This is a genomic window from Microbacterium sp. Bi121 (genome assembly GCF_918698005.1).
Classification (GTDB): domain Bacteria; phylum Actinomycetota; class Actinomycetes; order Actinomycetales; family Microbacteriaceae; genus Microbacterium.
The window spans coordinates 359,843-375,607 of the sequence record NZ_CAKKLJ010000001.1 but is presented as its reverse complement, the minus strand read 5'-3'; the positions used below and the strand labels follow the sequence as shown (position 1 = coordinate 375,607).

Genomic DNA, 15,765 nt, shown 5'->3' with positions numbered 1-15,765 from the left:
CGTCTCAGGCTACCGGAGCCGTTCAGGGCGCATCGCGCAGCTGTTCGATCCCGCGGATCAGCGCATCGCGGCCGAAGCGATAGGAGCGCTCGGCGTCGCCGAGTCCGTAGTCCTCGCCCGCGGCCTGTCCGACGCGGCCAGAGACCGGGCAGTGCTGTTCCTGGACGAGCCGACCACGGCCCTGGACCCCGCGGATGCGCCGAAGTGTGGCTGGCCGTGCAGGAGGCCGCCGCGCGCGGACCGCCGTGCTGCTGACCACGCACTTTCTGGACGAAGCGGATCGCCTGGCCGGTCGCATCGCGGTGATGCAGAGCGGTCGGGTGATCGCCGAGGGCTCGCCCGCAGAGCTGAAGCGGTCGATCGGCGGTGACCGCATCGTCGTCACACCGTCGGCTCCCTCCGAGCTGGATGCGGTCGAAGGCGCGATCGTCGGTGCCGGCCTCGTACCCGACGTCGACTCCGACGCCGGATGGGTCACGGTGGCAGCCCCTGGTGGCACCGCCGAGCTCGTTCGCGTGGTGAGAGCCATCGATGAATCCGGCATCCCGTTGGCGGACTGCGAACTGCGCCGCCCACCCTCGACGATGTCTTCCTCGCCCTCACAGCGAAGGAGTCCCGATGAACGCCACACTCACCCACGCCTGGGTCCTGACGCAGCGCGAGCTGCTGCACTGGGCTCGGCAGCCGATCATGCCGGTGTTCAACCTCGCGTTCTCGGTGATGCTGCTCCTCATGTTTCGGGTTGCTCTTCGGTGGCGCGATGGACGTGCCCGGCGGCGCGGATGGCCGCAGACGCCAAGCGGGGCATCACCGACCGGTTCCGGTCGTTGCCGATAGGCGGCTCAGCGGTTGCTCTCGGGCGCAGCGGCGCTGCTCGCGCTGCTTCTGCTGCTCTGGCTGCGCTACTCGCTCATCTGGTTGGGAATCTTCCTCGGGCTCACTTTCCGGACCGAGGGAGCCTCGACTGCCATCCAGGTGCTGGTGTGGCCGATAGCGTTCGCCTCGAACGCGTTCGTGGCGCCCGAGACGATGCCCGCCTGGCTGCAGCCGGTGGCCGACTGGAATCCGATCTCCGCCACCGCCACGGCGACGCGGGAGCTGTTCGGAAACGCCACAGGCATCACCGCGGCGTGGCAGGTCGACGCATCCATGTGGCTCGCCATCGCCTGGCCGCTCGTCATCACGCTCGTGTTCCTGCCCCTCTCGGCGCGCGCCTACCGGCGACTTCGTCACTGACGCTTGACAGTCGTGGGAGCGATCCCATACATTGGCTCAAGAAGACGTGAGAGCGCTCCCACGGACGACTCACCGCACCATCCTGCTGCACCAACCACTGCACTACATCCACCGACACAAAGGAGTGACCTGTGAACACGCATGCCCGCCGACGGATGCTGGCGACAGCTGCCGTCGCATCCATCTCGGCCCTCGCCCTCGCCGGCTGCGCCGCCACCACCGGCGACGACCAGGGCGCCGGCCCCGACGAGGACGTCACGCTGACCATCACCACGTTCGGAACGTTCGGCTACGACGACCTCTACAAGGAGTACGAGGACCTGCACCCGAACGTCACGATCGAGGCGACCAACATCGACACGGGCGGCAACGCCCGCACCGACGCCTTCACGAAGATCGCTGCCGGCTCAGGACTCAGCGACATCGTCGCGATCGAGGAGGGCTGGCTCGGCGCGATCATGGACGTCTCCGACACCTTCGCCGACCTGCGCGACTACGGCATCGAGGACCGCAAGGGCGACTGGGTCGACTGGAAGTACGCCCAGGGCACCGACGCGGAAGGCCGCGTCATCGGCTACGGCACCGACATCGGCCCGAGCGGCATCTGCTACAACGGCGCGGCCTTCGAGGCTGCCGGGCTCCCCAGCGACCGCGAGTCCGTCGCCGAGCTGCTCGACGGCGACTGGGAGAACTTCTTCGCCGTCGGCCAGGAGTACACCGACAAGACCGGCAAGGCCTGGTACGACCACTCCGGATTCGTCTGGAACGCCATGGTCAACCAGCTCGAGGAGGGCTACTACACGGCTGACGGCGAACTCAACGTCGACGGCAACGCCGAACTGCAGCAGCGATTCGAGCTGCTGGGCGCTGCGACCGAGGGCGGACAGTCCGCTGCCCAGGCCGCATGGGACTGGAACGGCGGCAAGTCATTCGTCGACGGCACGTTCGCGACCTTCGTGTGCCCCGGCTGGATGCTGGGCGTCGTGCAGGGTCAGGTCGAGGCCGGCGGCGGTGACGCAGGGACCGGCTGGGACTTCGCCGACGTGTTCCCCGGAGGTGCCGCGAACTGGGGTGGCGCATGGCTGTCCGTTCCCGAGAGCTCCGCGCACAAGGAGGCAGCAGCGGCCCTCGCCGACTGGCTGACCCAGCCCGAGCAGCAGGTCAAGCAGTCGGCAGCGGCCGGCAACTTCCCCTCGACGGTGAAGGCGCAGGAGACCCTCGCGGCGGATGCGACGCCGAACGCGTTCTTCAACGATGCACCCACCGGCGCGATTCTCGCCGAGCGTGCGAAGGGCGTCGTGGCGCAGTTCAAGGGCGCTGACGACTCCGTCATCCAGGAGAACGTCTTCGGTCCGGCGCTGAGCGCACTCGATCGCGGCGAGACCGACACCCAGGGCGCCTGGGATCAGGCCATCCAGCTCCTGAACGAGCTCGTCGGCTGACCTTTCCGCCACACTCAGGTCGCAGTTTCTGTCGCTCCGGTGCCTCCGTGCCGACAGAAACTGCGACCTGACCTCGCCCGGAGACGGGAGGAGACAGGACCAATGACTCTCACCGCACCACGCAGGACGGCATCAGCCCGTCTGCAGGATCCGGGATCGGATGCCGCGCCGAAGCGCTCCTGGCGCCACCGCCTCTCGCGGTTCGACCAGAACGCCTCCCCGTACTTCTACATCTCGCCGTTCTTCGTCCTCTTCGGCCTGGTCGGCCTGTTCCCCCTGCTGTACACCGTGTACGTCGCGGTGTTCGACTGGGACCTGCTCAAGGGGCAGGGCGACTTCGTCGGCGCCGGCAACTTCGCAGAGATCCTCGGCGACGGGATGTTCTGGAACTCGATCCTCAACACCCTGAGCATCTTCGTCCTCTCCGCCATCCCGCAGCTCACGGTCGCGCTGGTGATCGCCTATCTCCTGGATCGCGGCCTCCGGGCCCCGACGTTCTGGCGGATGAGCGTGCTCATCCCGTTCGTGGTCACCCCGGTCGCCGTGGCGATCATCTTCTCGAGCGTCTTCAACGAGGCCGACGGCCTCGCCAACAACCTGCTGAACCTCATCGGCATCGTCGATCAGGAGTGGAAGCACGACACGTTCCTCTCGCACATCGCGATCGCGGTCATGGTGAACTTCCGCTGGACCGGGTACAACGCCCTGATCCTGCTCGCCGCGATGCAGGCCGTGCCGCGCGATCTCTACGAATCGGCGGCGATCGACGGCGCCGGCCCCGTGCGGCGGTTCTTCTCGATCACGATCCCGACGATCCGGCCGACGCTGATCTTCGTCATCATCACCGCCACGATCGGCGGGCTGCAGATCTTCGCCGAACCCCGACTGTTCGACGTCTCCACGGCCGGTGGGATCGGCGGCAGCGATCGGCAGTTCCAGACCACGGTGCTGTTCCTGTGGGAGATGGCGTTCTTCCGCCGCAACCTCGGCGAGGCATCCGCCGTCGCGATCCTGCTGTTCCTGCTCATCGTCGTGATCGGGCTCGTCAACTTCCTCATAACGAGGCGGATCTCGACCGGCGACGCCCCCAGCGGACGCGCGGCACGACGACGAGCGCGCACGCAGACGAGAGGAGTCGAGCGATGACCGCGACCCAGGCACTGAGCGTGCCGGAGAAGATCCGCCGGCGCCGCGGCGCCGCGGCGGGCGCAGCCGGGATCGGCAGCCGCCCCGGATTCCTGACCTACGGGCTCCTCGCGGCGTTCATCATCGGCAGCGTGTATCCGCTGTGGTGGTCGGTCGTCGTCGCCAGCGGCACCAACGCCACCCGCGGCGAGACGCTGCCGCTGATTCCCGGGGGCAACTTCTTCGCGAACGCGGCGAAGGTGCTCGACGCCATCCCGTTCTGGCTGGCTCTGGGCAACTCGTTCCTCGTTTCCGCGATCATCACGATCTCTGTCGTGAGCTTCTCGACGCTCGCCGGGTACGCCTTCGCGAAGCTGCGGTTCAAGGGCAGGGACGGGCTCATGATCTTCGTCATCGCGACGATGGCGATCCCCACCCAGCTCGGCATCGTCCCGCTGTTCATGGTCATGCGCGAGCTCGGATGGACCGGTTCGATCGGTGCCGTCATCGTGCCGACGCTGGTTACCGCGTTCGGGGTGTTCTTCATGCGCCAGTACCTGGTCGACGTCATCCCCGACGAACTGATCGAGGCGGCCCGCATGGACGGCGCGAACCAGTTCCGCACCTTCCTCACCGTCGGCGTGCCGGCCGCTCGTCCGGCCATGGCGATCCTCGGCCTGTTCACCTTCATGACGGCGTGGACCGACTACCTGTGGCCGCTGATCGTGCTCTCTCCCCAGAATCCGACGCTGCAGACGGCACTCAGCCAGCTCCAGTCCGGGTACTACATCGACTACTCCATCGTGCTCACCGGAGCGGTGCTCGCGACCCTGCCCCTGCTCGTCCTCTTCGTGGTGGCGGGCAAGCAGCTGGTCAGCGGCATCATGGCCGGCGCGGTGAAAGGATGACACATATGACCACCAGGCGGTTCCCGGACGGATTCCTCTTCGGAGCGGCGACTGCCGCCTACCAGATCGAAGGAGCGGCGTTCGAAGACGGCCGCACCGCCTCGATCTGGGACGCGTTCAGTCGTGTGCCAGGGGCCGTGATCGCCGGCGACAACGGCGATGTCGCGTGCGATCACTACCACCGCTACGGCGACGATGTCGCCCTCATGCGCGAGCTCGGGCTGCAGACCTACCGCTTCTCGACCTCCTGGTCGCGCGTGCGCCCGGACGGAGGCGCGGTCAACGCCAAGGGCGTCGACTTCTACAGCCGCCTGGTCGACGAGCTGCTCGGTGCCGGCATCCTGCCGTGGCTGACGCTCTACCACTGGGACATGCCGCAGGCACTGCAGGACAACGGCGGCTGGACGAACCGCGACGTCGTCGAGAGGTTCCTCGACTACGCAGGCACCGTGCACGACGCGCTCGGCGACAGGGTGAACGTCTGGACGACGCTGAACGAGCCGTGGTGCTCGTCGTTCCTCTCCTACACGGGCGGGGAGCACGCCCCCGGGCACACGAGCGTCGCCGAGGGTCTGCTCGCCGCGCACCACCAGCTGCTCGCGCACGGCGAGACGATCCGCGAGCTGCGTTCGCGCGACGCGTCACTCGACCTCGGCATCACGCTCAACCACACGGTCGCAGACCCTGCCGATCCGCAGAACCCCGCTGATGCGGATGCCGCCCGCCGCGTTGACGGCCAGTTCAACAGGTGGTTCCTCGATCCCATCTACCGCGGCGAGTACCCCGCCGACATCGTCGAAGACGTCAGGGCGGTGGATGCGGATGCCGTGGCCCGGTTCGAGGCCGCCGTCCGCGACGGCGACCTCGAGACGATCTCGCAGCCGATCGACACCCAGGGCGTGAACTACTACCACGGCGACCTGCTCGCCGGAGAGGCGCCCGCTCAGCCGCCGGTCTCCGGAGGGCCGTCGACCGAGCGCCCCGGTCGCAGTCCGTACCCGTCGGATCACGGCATCCACGCGATCGAGCGCGGCCTTGCGCGCACCGCGCAGAACTGGGAGATCCAGCCGGAGGGCCTCACCCGGCTCCTGCGCCGGCTGTCCGACGAGTACACGGCCGAGCGCGGCGTGACGCTGTACGTCACCGAGAACGGTGCCGCCTTCGACGATGTCGTGGACGCGGACGGCCAGGTGCACGATGCCGACCGCACGGAGTTCGTACGTCAGCACCTGGCAGCGGTGCTCGACGCCGCAGACGCCGGCGTCGACGTGCGCGGCTTCTTCTACTGGTCGCTGATGGACAACTTCGAGTGGGCCTGGGGCTACGACAAGCGCTTCGGAATCGTCCGAGTGGATTACGACACGCAGCAGCGCACGGTCAAGGACAGCGGCCGCGAGTACGCTCGAATCATCGCCGCTCGCGCCCTCTGAATCGCGGGGAACGCGGCAGAAGGGAAGCACGGTGACGTCGAGGGCGACGATCGAAGAGGTGGCCGCGGCCGCCGGGGTATCGCGGTCGACGGTCTCGCGCGTGGTCAACGGATCGACGGCGGTGAGCCCAGAGGCGCGCGACTCCGTGCACCGCGCGATCGCATCCCTGAACTATGTTCCCAACCGCGCCGCCAGGTCTCTGGCTTCACGGCAGACGAATGCGATCGCGCTGATCGTCCCCGAGGACACCACACGCTTCTTCGGCGATCCGTTCTTCGCCTCGATCGTCGCCGGGATCACGGGCGCGCTGCGCGGCTCCGACTATCTGCTCAACCTGCTCATCGCCAGCGACGACCCCGGCGACAAGATGTCGAGCTTCGTGCGTCACGGCGGCGTCGACGGCGCTCTGATCGTCTCGCACCACACCAGCGACGCGTTCGTGGAGAAGATCGCCTCATCGGTGCCCGTGGTGTGGGGCGGTCGTCCGCCGCAGCGCCGTCACGGAGAGTACGCCGTCGACGTCGACAACATCGCCGCTGCCAGGACGGCGACGCAGCACCTGATCGACACGGGCCGAACCAGGATCGCCACGGTCACGGGCCCCATGACGATGCACGTGTCGTCCGACCGCCTGCAGGGCTTCCGCGACGCGCTGGCGGATGCCGGTCTCTCGTCTGCGGCGGAGCTCGAGGGCGACTACGGCGAGGAGAGCGGGGCGGATGCCGCGCGTCGCCTGCTAGCCGCTGGCCTGCCGGACGCGATCTTCGCAGCCAGTGATCTGATGGCGCGGGGAGCGCTGCGCACGCTCCGCGCTGCCGGCGTCCGCATCCCTGAGGACGTCGCGGTGGTCGGCTTCGACGACTCGCCCGTCGCCCTCAGCTCCGACCCGCACCTGACGACCGTGCGTCAGCCGATGTACGCGATGGGTGAGACGATGGCAGCGGTGCTGCTGTCACGGCTGGCCGGCAACGAGCCGCCGCAGATCACGATCCTGCCGACCGAACTGGTCGTGCGCGAATCGACGTGAGCGGCTGATCAGCCCCTGTTCATCCGCGCGAAGGCCCCGAGCACCAGGCGCTCGGACTGGATCAGATAGCGCTCAAGCGCATCGGCCGCGGCATCAGGCCCCTCGCTGAGCAGCGCCTCGAGCACGATGCGATTGCGCCGGACGAACGGTTCGTGGAGCGCGCGGGGGTCGTCGATCTCGAGGAAGACCAGGCGCAGCTCGGCGGACAGGTTGCGGTATGTACGCGCCAGGCGCGGACTGTCCGCCAAGTCGACGATCGCGACGTGGAACGCCATGTTGGCGCTGCCGACCCGCTGCCAGTCCTCCTCCGCCTGCCGGCGCTCTGATTCGGCGAGGGAGTCGCGCATGCGCTGGACGGCCGGATGCTCCGGCTCGCAGTCCCGCATGACGGTGCACTCGATCGTGCGCCTGGCGCGGTAGATGTCGATCACGTCGGCGATCGCGGGCGCCGCGACGGAGACGCCGCGGTGCGGAGTGTGCTCGATGAGCCCCTGTTCGGCCAGAACGCGGAACGCCTCGCGCACGGTGTTGCGGGAGGCTTCGAATCGGGTGGCGAGCATCGCCTCGGACAGCTTGGACCCGGGAGCGAACTCGCCGTCGATGATGCTCTGCCGCAGCGAATCTGCCAGCACTCCCTGTTGGATCACGCCTTCATGTTAGGCCGCCGAGACGGTTTCGTAGCATCCCGGAAACAAAGTTGTAGAACAATCTGACCCACAAGTGTTCTACACTCGGTGTCAATCGACACCCAACAACGATGATGGGACTCCCTCCATGTCAGAGCAGACTCATGACGAAGCTCGCCTCGCGGCGGTGAAGAAGCGCGCCGGCCGCAGTGCCGTCATCGGCGCGATCTTCCTGATGGCGACCAGCGCCATCGGCCCCGGCTTCATCACCCAGACCGCGACGTTCACCGCCACGATGGGCGCGGCCTTCGCGTTCGCCATCCTCATCTCCGTTCTCGTCGACATCGCCGTCCAGCTGAACATCTGGCGGATGATCACGTCCTCCGGCAAGCGCGCCGGCGAGCTCGCCAACGCCGCCATCCCCTTCTCGGGTCACGTCATCGCGATCCTCGTCGTCATCGGAGGCCTCGCGTTCAACATCGGCAACATCGCCGGCGGCGGTCTCGGGCTGAACGCACTGCTCGGCATCGACGCCAAGTGGGGCGGCCTCCTCACCGGCGCGCTCGCGATCGTCATCTTCCTGATCAAGAAGGCGGGGAAGGTGATGGACATCGTCCTCGTCGTCCTCGGCGTCGGAATGATCGTGATGACTGTGATCGTCGCCATCATGTCGCAGCCGCCGATCGGCGACGCCCTGCGCCAGACGTTCGTGCCCGACACGCTGAACTTCGCCACCATCACCACGATCGTCGGCGGCACGGTCGGCGGATACATCACCTATTCGGGTGCGCACCGGTACCTCGATTCCGGCCACACGGGTCCGGAGCATGCCGGACCGGTCATGCGGGCTGCGGCCAACGGCATCCTCGTCACCGGCATCATGCGCTACGTGCTGTTCCTCGCGATCCTCGGCGTCGTGGCATCCGGCGTCGCCCTCGATCTCACGACCCAGGCCGCCAACCCGGCCGGCCAGGCGTTCGGCGCCGTGCTCGGAGAAGCCGGGCTGCGGATCTTCGGCGCGATCTTCTGGGCCGCCGCGATCAGCTCGGTGATCGGCGCCGCCTACACCTCGGCGACGTTCCTCTCGACCTTCCACAAGCGCTTCCTCGGCGGGTGGTCGCTGCAGTGGGCGACGATCGCCTTCATCGTCGTCTCGCTGATCGTCTACCTGCTGATCGGCACGGCGCCCGCCGCGATCCTCGTCTTCGTCGGCGGCTTCAACGGATTGATCCTGCCGATCGGGCTGACGGTCTTCATGTACATCGGCTGGTTCCGTCGTGACCTGCTCGGCACGCGCAAGTACCCGATGTGGCTGCTCATCGCGGGCACGCTGGTGACCCTGCTCACCTGGTACATGGGTATCGTCTCGGTCGGACCCATCTTCGCCTTCCTCGGAACTGGAGCGTGACCATGCCGACCATCGATCTGAACTCCGACCTCGGTGAGAACGTCGCCGATCGCGTCGTCAGCGACGATGCGGCGATGCTCGAGATCGTGACCAGCGCGAACGTGTCGTGCGGCTTCCATGCGGGGAGCCCTGAGGGCATCCGGGAGACGCTCGCCGCGGCCGTCCAGCGGGGGGTCGTGATCGGCGCCCACCCCGGCTACCGCGATTACGAGAACTTCGGCCGCACCAACGTCGAGATCGATTCCCCGACCCTTCAGGCCCACGTCGAGTACCAGCTCGGCGCCCTGATCGGGCTGGCATCGGCCGTCGGCGGTCGCGTGGCCTACGTGAAGCCGCACGGCGCGCTGTACAACACGATCGCCCGCGATGAGCGGCAGTCGGCGGACGTGGTCGCGGCGATCAGGGCGATCGACCCGAGCCTCGTGCTGCTGGGACTCGCCGGCGGCGTCGTGCTCGATGTGGCCTCGAAGGCCGGGCTCGCCGTCGCCGCCGAGGCATTCGCCGATCGCGCCTACCAGCCGGATGGCCAACTCGTCTCGCGCACGCAGGAGGGCGCTGTGCTGCACGACCCCGCCGCGGTCGCCGAACGCATGGTGCGGCTCGCCGACGAGGGAGTGATCCGTGCGATCGACGGCACGGACGTGCGGGTCGACGCGCAGTCGATCTGCGTGCACGGCGACAGCCCTGGTTCGATCGCAATGGCCGCCGAGACGAAGCGGATGCTGCAGGACGCCGGCATCACGATCGCACCGTTCGCCTCAACGACACCGTTCGCTTCAACGACACCGTTCGCCGGAGCCTGACATGTCGGTCCTCGCCTCCCCGGACCAGCTCGCCTCCGCGCGGGCGGCTCGTGCCGCCTACCGCGAAGGACTCGCCGAGCCCACCAGCGGTGTCGCCCCGGGGCTCACCCAGGCGAACCTCATCGCAGTGCCGGCCGACTGGGCCTTCGAGACGCTGCTCTACGCGCAGCGGAACCCCAAGCCGTGCCCGGTGATCGATGTCATCGAGCAGGGTGCCGTCGAATCCGCACTCGCTCCCGGGAGCGACATCCGCACCGACATCGGCGCATACCGGATCTGGCGCGACGGCGAGCTCGTGTCCGAGCAGACCGATGCACGCGACGCGTGGGAGGAGCATCCAGACCTCGTCGCGTTCCTGATCGGCTGCAGCTTCACGTTCGAGACAGGACTCGTGGAGGCGGGCATCCCGATCCGTCATCAGGAGCTCGGCCGCAACGTGCCGATGTACCGGACGAACATCGACTGCACCCCCGCAGGGCGCCTCCGCGGCGAGCTGGTCGTGTCGATGCGTCCGATCCCGGCCGGGCGAGTGGCGGATGCCGTGCAGATCTCGGGTCGCACGCCCGCAGTGCACGGGGCTCCGGTGCACGTCGGCGATGCGGCATCGCTCGGGGTCGCCGACCTGTCCCGCCCCGACTTCGGAGACGCCCCCGAGCTGCGCGACGGCGAGGTCCCGGTGTTCTGGGCCTGCGGCGTCACCCCGCAGGCGGCGATCATGGCGTCCAAGCCCCCCTTCGCCGTCACCCACGCACCCGGCTTCATGTTCATCACCGACGTCCCGGACGCGGAGTACATCGTCTGATGCGCATCCTCACGGCATCCGACCGGTCCCTGCTCGTCGAGGCGGCGGACCTCGACGAGGCGATGCGCCTGAACCTCGCATGGGACGGCATCCCAGGCATCGTCGAGCGCATCCCCGGCGCACGCACCGTGCTCGTGCGCTTCGACCCGATGCGGACGTCTTCTTCGTCTCTCGCATCGGTGCTTGCGGCGACGGTGGTGGATGCCGAACACGTGCCGCATACGCGCGAAATCACCATCCCGGTGCACTACGACGGGTCGGATCTCGCGGAGGCGGCATCGCTGCTCGGCGTCTCGGCGGACGAGCTCGTCAGCCGCCACCTCGCCGCCGACTGGCAGGTCGCCTTCTCCGGCTTCGCGCCGGGCTTCGGTTACGTCGTCAGCAGCGATCCGCTGTTCGACGTTCCGCGGAGGTCATCGCCGCGCACGCGCGTGCCGGCAGGGTCGGTCGCGCTCGCCGGAGCCTTCACGGGCGTGTATCCGCGGGAGAGCCCTGGTGGGTGGCAGCTCATCGGACGCACGGATGCCGTCATGTGGGACATCGATCGCGACCCTCCTGCGCTGCTGGCGCCGGGGACGTCGGTGCGATTCATCGCCGATTCTCGGGAGTCAGTCACGGTCGCTGAGCCTGTCGAAGTGCCCGCTGCGCAAGGGATGCCTCGGGACGTCTCCGCGATGGATACCTCCGGCCGAGACATGCCCCCGCACGCCTCCGGCGTGCTCCCGCCAGACCCGATGCCAGCTCGGCCAGAGGCATCCATCGCTCCGCTCGGTGCGGACGCGGATGCTGGGGAGGAGGAGCGTAGCGACGAGTCGAAGCCTTCCGCGGCCGTCGAAGTCGTTCGGCCGTCGCTGCAGCTGCTCGTCCAAGACCTCGGCCGCCCCGGCCATGCGGCGCTCGGAGTCTCCGAATCCGGAGCAGCCGACCGCACAGCCATGCGCGACGCGAACCGAGCTGTCGGCAACCACCGCAGTGCCGCTGTGCTCGAGAGCGTCGGCGGTCTGACGCTGCGCTTCCACGGTGACGGCGTCGCCGTCGTCACCGGAGCCGTCGGCGATCTCAGCCTGACCGACGCGGACGGCGTCGCGCGCAGCATCCCGCACGGCACCCCGTTCGCCACTGCCTCCGGCGACGAGCTCGCCCTCGGCCACCCGACGCACGGGCTGCGCTACGTCATCGGCATCCGCGGAGGGGTCAGCGCGGCATCCGCGCTCGGCAGTCGCTCCAGCGACACGCTCGCAGGGCTCGGGTCGGCCGCGCTCGCCGCGGGCGACGTCCTCGAGGTCGGCGATGCAGCGGTGGCCGCCGTCGACCCGAATCCCCAGCCGCGCGACCTGCCGGCATCCGGCGATCTCGTCGAGCTCGACATCACGCTCGGTCCGCGAGACGACTGGTTCACGGCATCCGCCATCGAGGCGCTCACGACGCAGGAGTGGGCGGTCACGCCGCGCTCCGACCGGGTCGGCATCCGGCTGCAGGGCGACGTGCCGCTCGAGCGCGCGACCACCGGCGAACTGCCGAGCGAGGGCGCGGTGACCGGCGCGATCCAGGTGCCGCCCGACGGGCAACCCGTGCTCTTCCTGCCCGACCACCCGCTCACCGGCGGCTACCCGATCATCGGCGCGCTCACCGACCGCTGCCTGGATCTCGCAGCCCAGCTGCCTCCTGGCGTCCGCATCCGCTTCCGCATCGAAGGAGCACAGTCATGAACAAGGTCCTGATCGCCAACCGCGGCGAGATCGCCGTGCGCGTGATCCGCGCGTGCGCCGAGGCCGGATACACCTCTGTCGCCGTCTATGCCGACCAGGATGCCGAGGCGCTGCACGTCCGGCTTGCGGATGAGGCCGTGGGGCTGGGCGGCGCGACGGCCGCGGACACCTACCTGTCGATCTCGTCCCTTCTGCAGGCCACCGCCGCGTCGGGCGCGGATGCCGTGCATCCCGGATACGGGTTCCTGTCCGAGAGTGCGGAGTTCGCGCGCGCCGTCGAAGATGCCGGGCTCACCTGGATCGGACCTGCGCCCGACAGCATCGACGCGCTCGGCGACAAGATGACCGCGCGGCGCATCGCCCAGAAAGTGGGCGCGCCGCTCGCGGCCGGCACCGACCAGCCGCTGTCGGGGCCCGCAGAGGCCGTGGCATTCGCGGAGGAGCACGGAGTGCCGATCGCGATCAAGGCCGCGTACGGCGGCGGCGGACGCGGCATCAAGGTGGTGCGCGAGCTCTCCGAGGTGGCCGAGGCGTTCGACGCGGCCACGCGCGAGGCGATCGTCGCGTTCGGACGCGGTGAGTGCTTCGTCGAGCGCTTCCTGGAGAGCCCGCGGCACATCGAGGTTCAGGTGCTCGGCGACGGGCGGGGCGGCGTCGTCGCGGTCGGCGACCGGGACTGCTCGATGCAGCGCCGCAACCAGAAGCTCATCGAAGAGGCGCCGGCACCGGGACTCACACCCGAGCAGCGCGCGGAGTTCCACGAGGCCGCACAGCGCATCTGCGCGGAGGTCTCGTACCGCGGTGCCGGAACGGTCGAGTTCCTGCTCGCCGCCGACGGCACGATCTCGTTCCTCGAGGTGAACACGCGGCTGCAGGTCGAGCATCCGGTCACCGAGGAGGTCACCGGAGTCGACCTCGTGCGCGAGCAGTTCCGCATCGCGTCGGGTGACGGACCATCGTTCACGTCGACGCCCGAGCCGCGGGGCCACGCGTTCGAGTTCCGCATCAACGCGGAGGACCCGGGGCGCGGGTTCCTGCCGAGCCCCGCGCTCGTGACGTCATTGAGCGTTCCGGGCGGGCCGGGAGTCCGCTGGGACAGCGGCATCGAAGCCGGGGATGCCGTGCAGCCCGCGTTCGACTCGATGATCGCGAAGCTCATCGTCCACGCCGATTTGCGGGATGCCGCGCTGGTGCGCGCGCGCCGCGCGCTGCGGGAGCTGCAGATCGAGGGGCCCGCGACGGTGATCGGATTCGACCGGCTGGCGGTGGACGAGCCGGAGTTCGCCACCGACACGTTCGGCGTGCACACGCAGTGGATCGAATCGACTCTGCTGCCGCGCCTCGAACCGCAGTTGCGGCCGGCGCCGCTCGAGGATGCCGGCATGCAGCGCTTCGGCGTCGAGATCGACGGGAAGCGCGTGGTGCTCGGGGTACCAGCAGCGCTGCTGCGCGGGTTCGCTGCTTCTTCTTCGTCGGGTGGGCCGGCAGCCGAACCGGCATCCGCCGATCTGGCCGATCTGCGGGCGCCCGCGCCCGGCAGCCTCGTGCGGTGGCTCGTCGACGACGGCGCAGAGGTGGCGGCAGGGGAAGCCGTCGCGGTTCTGGATGCCATGAAGATGGAGACCCAGGTCACCGCGCACCGCGCCGGGACGCTGTCGCACACAGCATCCGTCGGCGACATGGTCAGCGCGGACGCCGTGCTCGGCCGTATCGCCTGACGCCGCCGCATCCGGCCGCTCTGCTGCTGCCCGATCTGCGGAGATCAGCCCGATCTGCTGACACTCTTCACGAATTCGTCAGCGAATCGGGACAAAGTCCGCAGATCGGGTCGGCTGCCGCGCCTACTCCGGGTCGCCGCCCAGCGGCCCGACGGCCGGGATGGGCCCGCCGTCGTCGGCACCGGTCTTGCGCGCCCTGGCGATCGCGTTGCCCAGGTGGTAGATCAGCAGGGCTGCGACCGTGCCGAGCACGATGGCGCCGAGCTGGAACGCTCCCCAGTTCATCGCGAAGCCGCCGACGGCGATCACGAACGACACAGCGACGGTGTACTGGTTGACCGGACGGGAGAAGTCCACCCGGTTGTCGACCCAGATCTTGATGCCGATGACGCCGATGAGGCCGTACAGCGCGGTGGTCACACCGCCGAGCACTCCGGGGGGGATGGAGTTGAAGATCACGCCGATCTTCGGCGAGAACGCGAGCAGGATCGCAGCGACGCCTGCCACCCAGTACGCCGCGGTCGAGTAGACGCGGGTGGCGGCCATCACGCCGATGTTCTCGCCGTAGGTGGTGGTCGCCGATCCGCCGAAGCCGCCGGCGAGGGTGGTCGCGAGGCCGTCGGCGACGAGCGCGCGGCCGGTGTGCTTGTTGATCGACGGGTCGTTCGTCATGGTCGCGACTCCCCGGACGTGTCCGACGTTCTCGGCGATGAGCACGAGCACGACCGGCAGGAACATCGGCACGTACAGCCAGGCGGCAGGGTCCGCGATACCGGCGAGGTGGAAGTCGGGCAGGCCGATCCAGGCAGCATCCGCCACTCCATCGAAAGAGACCTGTCCGGTGAGGATCGCCACGATGTACCCGACGATGACGCCGAGGAAGATCGAGATGCGTCCGAGGAATCCGCGGAACAGCACGCTGAACAGGATCACCGCGACGAGCGTCACCGAGGCGAGCTCCGGCTGCAGGGTGAAGTTGTTCCAGGCGGCGGGCGCCAGGTTGAAGCCGATCAGCGCGACGATGGACCCTGCGACGACCGGGGGCATGAACCGGTCGATCCACTGGACGCCGACCGCCTGCACCAGGAAGCCGATCGCGGCCAGCAGCACGCCGACCACGACGACGCCGACGAGCGCCTGCGCGATCTGCTGCGGCGTCTCGAGGGCCTGACCCGCGTTGATCGCAGTGATCGGAGCGAGGAACGCGAACGACGAGCCGAGGTAGCTGGGCAGGCGGTTGCGCGTCAGCAGCAGGAACAGCAGCGTGCCCACACCCGAGAACAGCAGCGTCGTCGAAACCGGGAATCCGGTGATGATCGGGACGAGGAACGTCGCGCCGAACATGGCGATGACGTGCTGAGCGCCGATCGCGAACGTCGCGGGCCAGCTCAGCCGCTCTTCGGGTCGGACGACCTTCCCAGGGGCGACGTTGCGACCGTCGCCATGAATCTTCCACACCGGCATACGGGTGCTCCTCTTCGTTTTCGGGTCGGAGACACACTACCGATTCCTGGGGGTTCGCTGTGCGCGG

15 protein-coding genes are annotated in these 15,765 nt (G+C 68.7%); 12 read left to right on the top strand and 3 right to left on the bottom strand.

Annotated features, from left to right (window positions below; genetic code table 11):
* Positions 1-22: 22 nt before the first annotated feature.
* On the bottom strand, positions 23-385 hold the full coding sequence (locus tag LQZ87_RS01810) for a hypothetical protein (protein ID WP_230101728.1): 363 nt from the start codon (positions 383-385) through the stop codon (positions 23-25).
* A gap of 233 nt (positions 386-618) precedes the next feature.
* On the opposite strand from LQZ87_RS01810, the gene LQZ87_RS01805 reads away from it, so the two are divergent.
* The 7 genes from LQZ87_RS01805 to LQZ87_RS01775 all read left to right on the top strand — a co-directional run bounded on the left by LQZ87_RS01805 (position 619) and on the right by LQZ87_RS01775 (position 7,168).
* The gene (locus LQZ87_RS01805) at positions 619-837 is read left to right on the top strand and encodes a hypothetical protein (protein WP_230101727.1); all 219 of its coding nucleotides are present in this window, start codon (positions 619-621) and stop codon (positions 835-837) included.
* Between the two features lie 12 nt (positions 838-849).
* Positions 850-1,236: an ABC transporter permease gene (locus LQZ87_RS01800; RefSeq protein WP_230101726.1), complete on the top strand. Its 387-nt coding sequence runs from the start codon at positions 850-852 to the stop codon at positions 1,234-1,236.
* A 131-nt stretch (positions 1,237-1,367) separates the two neighbouring features.
* Entirely contained in the window at positions 1,368-2,678 is a 1,311-nt protein-coding gene (locus LQZ87_RS01795) for an ABC transporter substrate-binding protein (protein WP_230101725.1), read from the top strand.
* Positions 2,679-2,780: 102 nt separating this feature from the next.
* Positions 2,781-3,824, top strand: a complete 1,044-nt coding sequence (locus LQZ87_RS01790) for a sugar ABC transporter permease (protein ID WP_230101724.1) — start codon at positions 2,781-2,783, stop codon at positions 3,822-3,824.
* On the top strand, positions 3,821-4,711 hold the full coding sequence (locus LQZ87_RS01785; RefSeq protein WP_230101723.1) for a carbohydrate ABC transporter permease: 891 nt from the start codon (positions 3,821-3,823) through the stop codon (positions 4,709-4,711). The genes LQZ87_RS01790 and LQZ87_RS01785 overlap by 4 nt, the downstream gene beginning before the upstream one ends.
* Positions 4,712-4,716: 5 nt before the next feature.
* Positions 4,717-6,141, top strand: a complete 1,425-nt coding sequence (locus LQZ87_RS01780) for a family 1 glycosylhydrolase (RefSeq protein ID WP_230101722.1) — start codon at positions 4,717-4,719, stop codon at positions 6,139-6,141.
* A 31-nt stretch (positions 6,142-6,172) separates the two neighbouring features.
* On the top strand, positions 6,173-7,168 hold the full coding sequence (locus LQZ87_RS01775) for a LacI family DNA-binding transcriptional regulator (RefSeq protein ID WP_230101721.1): 996 nt from the start codon (positions 6,173-6,175) through the stop codon (positions 7,166-7,168).
* 8 nt (positions 7,169-7,176) lie between these two features.
* Here the strand turns inward: LQZ87_RS01775 and LQZ87_RS01770 are convergent, their stop codons facing one another.
* Positions 7,177-7,815, bottom strand: a complete 639-nt coding sequence (locus tag LQZ87_RS01770) for a GntR family transcriptional regulator (protein WP_230101720.1) — start codon at positions 7,813-7,815, stop codon at positions 7,177-7,179.
* Positions 7,816-7,942: 127 nt separating this feature from the next.
* Here LQZ87_RS01770 and LQZ87_RS01765 point away from each other — a divergent pair, with 127 nt between their 5' ends.
* The 5 genes from LQZ87_RS01765 to LQZ87_RS01745 are packed head-to-tail and all read left to right on the top strand — an operon-like array spanning position 7,943 to position 14,234.
* On the top strand, positions 7,943-9,202 hold the full coding sequence (locus LQZ87_RS01765; RefSeq protein ID WP_230101719.1) for an NRAMP family divalent metal transporter: 1,260 nt from the start codon (positions 7,943-7,945) through the stop codon (positions 9,200-9,202).
* Positions 9,203-9,204: 2 nt separating this feature from the next.
* Positions 9,205-10,005 carry a 5-oxoprolinase subunit PxpA gene (locus tag LQZ87_RS01760; RefSeq protein ID WP_230101718.1) on the top strand — a complete coding sequence of 267 codons (801 nt, stop codon included), beginning with the start codon at positions 9,205-9,207 and terminating at the stop codon, positions 10,003-10,005.
* Position 10,006: 1 nt separating this feature from the next.
* The gene (locus tag LQZ87_RS01755; protein ID WP_230101717.1) at positions 10,007-10,807 is read left to right on the top strand and encodes a putative hydro-lyase; all 801 of its coding nucleotides are present in this window, start codon (positions 10,007-10,009) and stop codon (positions 10,805-10,807) included.
* A complete protein-coding gene (locus LQZ87_RS01750) occupies positions 10,807-12,516 on the top strand; it encodes an urea amidolyase family protein (protein ID WP_230101716.1) in 1,710 nt (569 codons plus the stop codon). The genes LQZ87_RS01755 and LQZ87_RS01750 overlap by 1 nt, the downstream gene beginning before the upstream one ends.
* Positions 12,513-14,234 (top strand): biotin carboxylase N-terminal domain-containing protein, encoded by a 1,722-nt coding sequence (locus LQZ87_RS01745; protein ID WP_230101715.1) that lies wholly within the window; start codon positions 12,513-12,515, stop codon positions 14,232-14,234. Before LQZ87_RS01750 ends, LQZ87_RS01745 begins: the two co-directional genes overlap by 4 nt.
* A gap of 123 nt (positions 14,235-14,357) precedes the next feature.
* Here LQZ87_RS01745 and LQZ87_RS01740 read toward each other — a convergent pair whose 3' ends face one another.
* Entirely contained in the window at positions 14,358-15,698 is a 1,341-nt protein-coding gene (locus tag LQZ87_RS01740; protein ID WP_230101714.1) for a solute carrier family 23 protein, read from the bottom strand.
* Positions 15,699-15,765 lie beyond the last annotated feature (67 nt).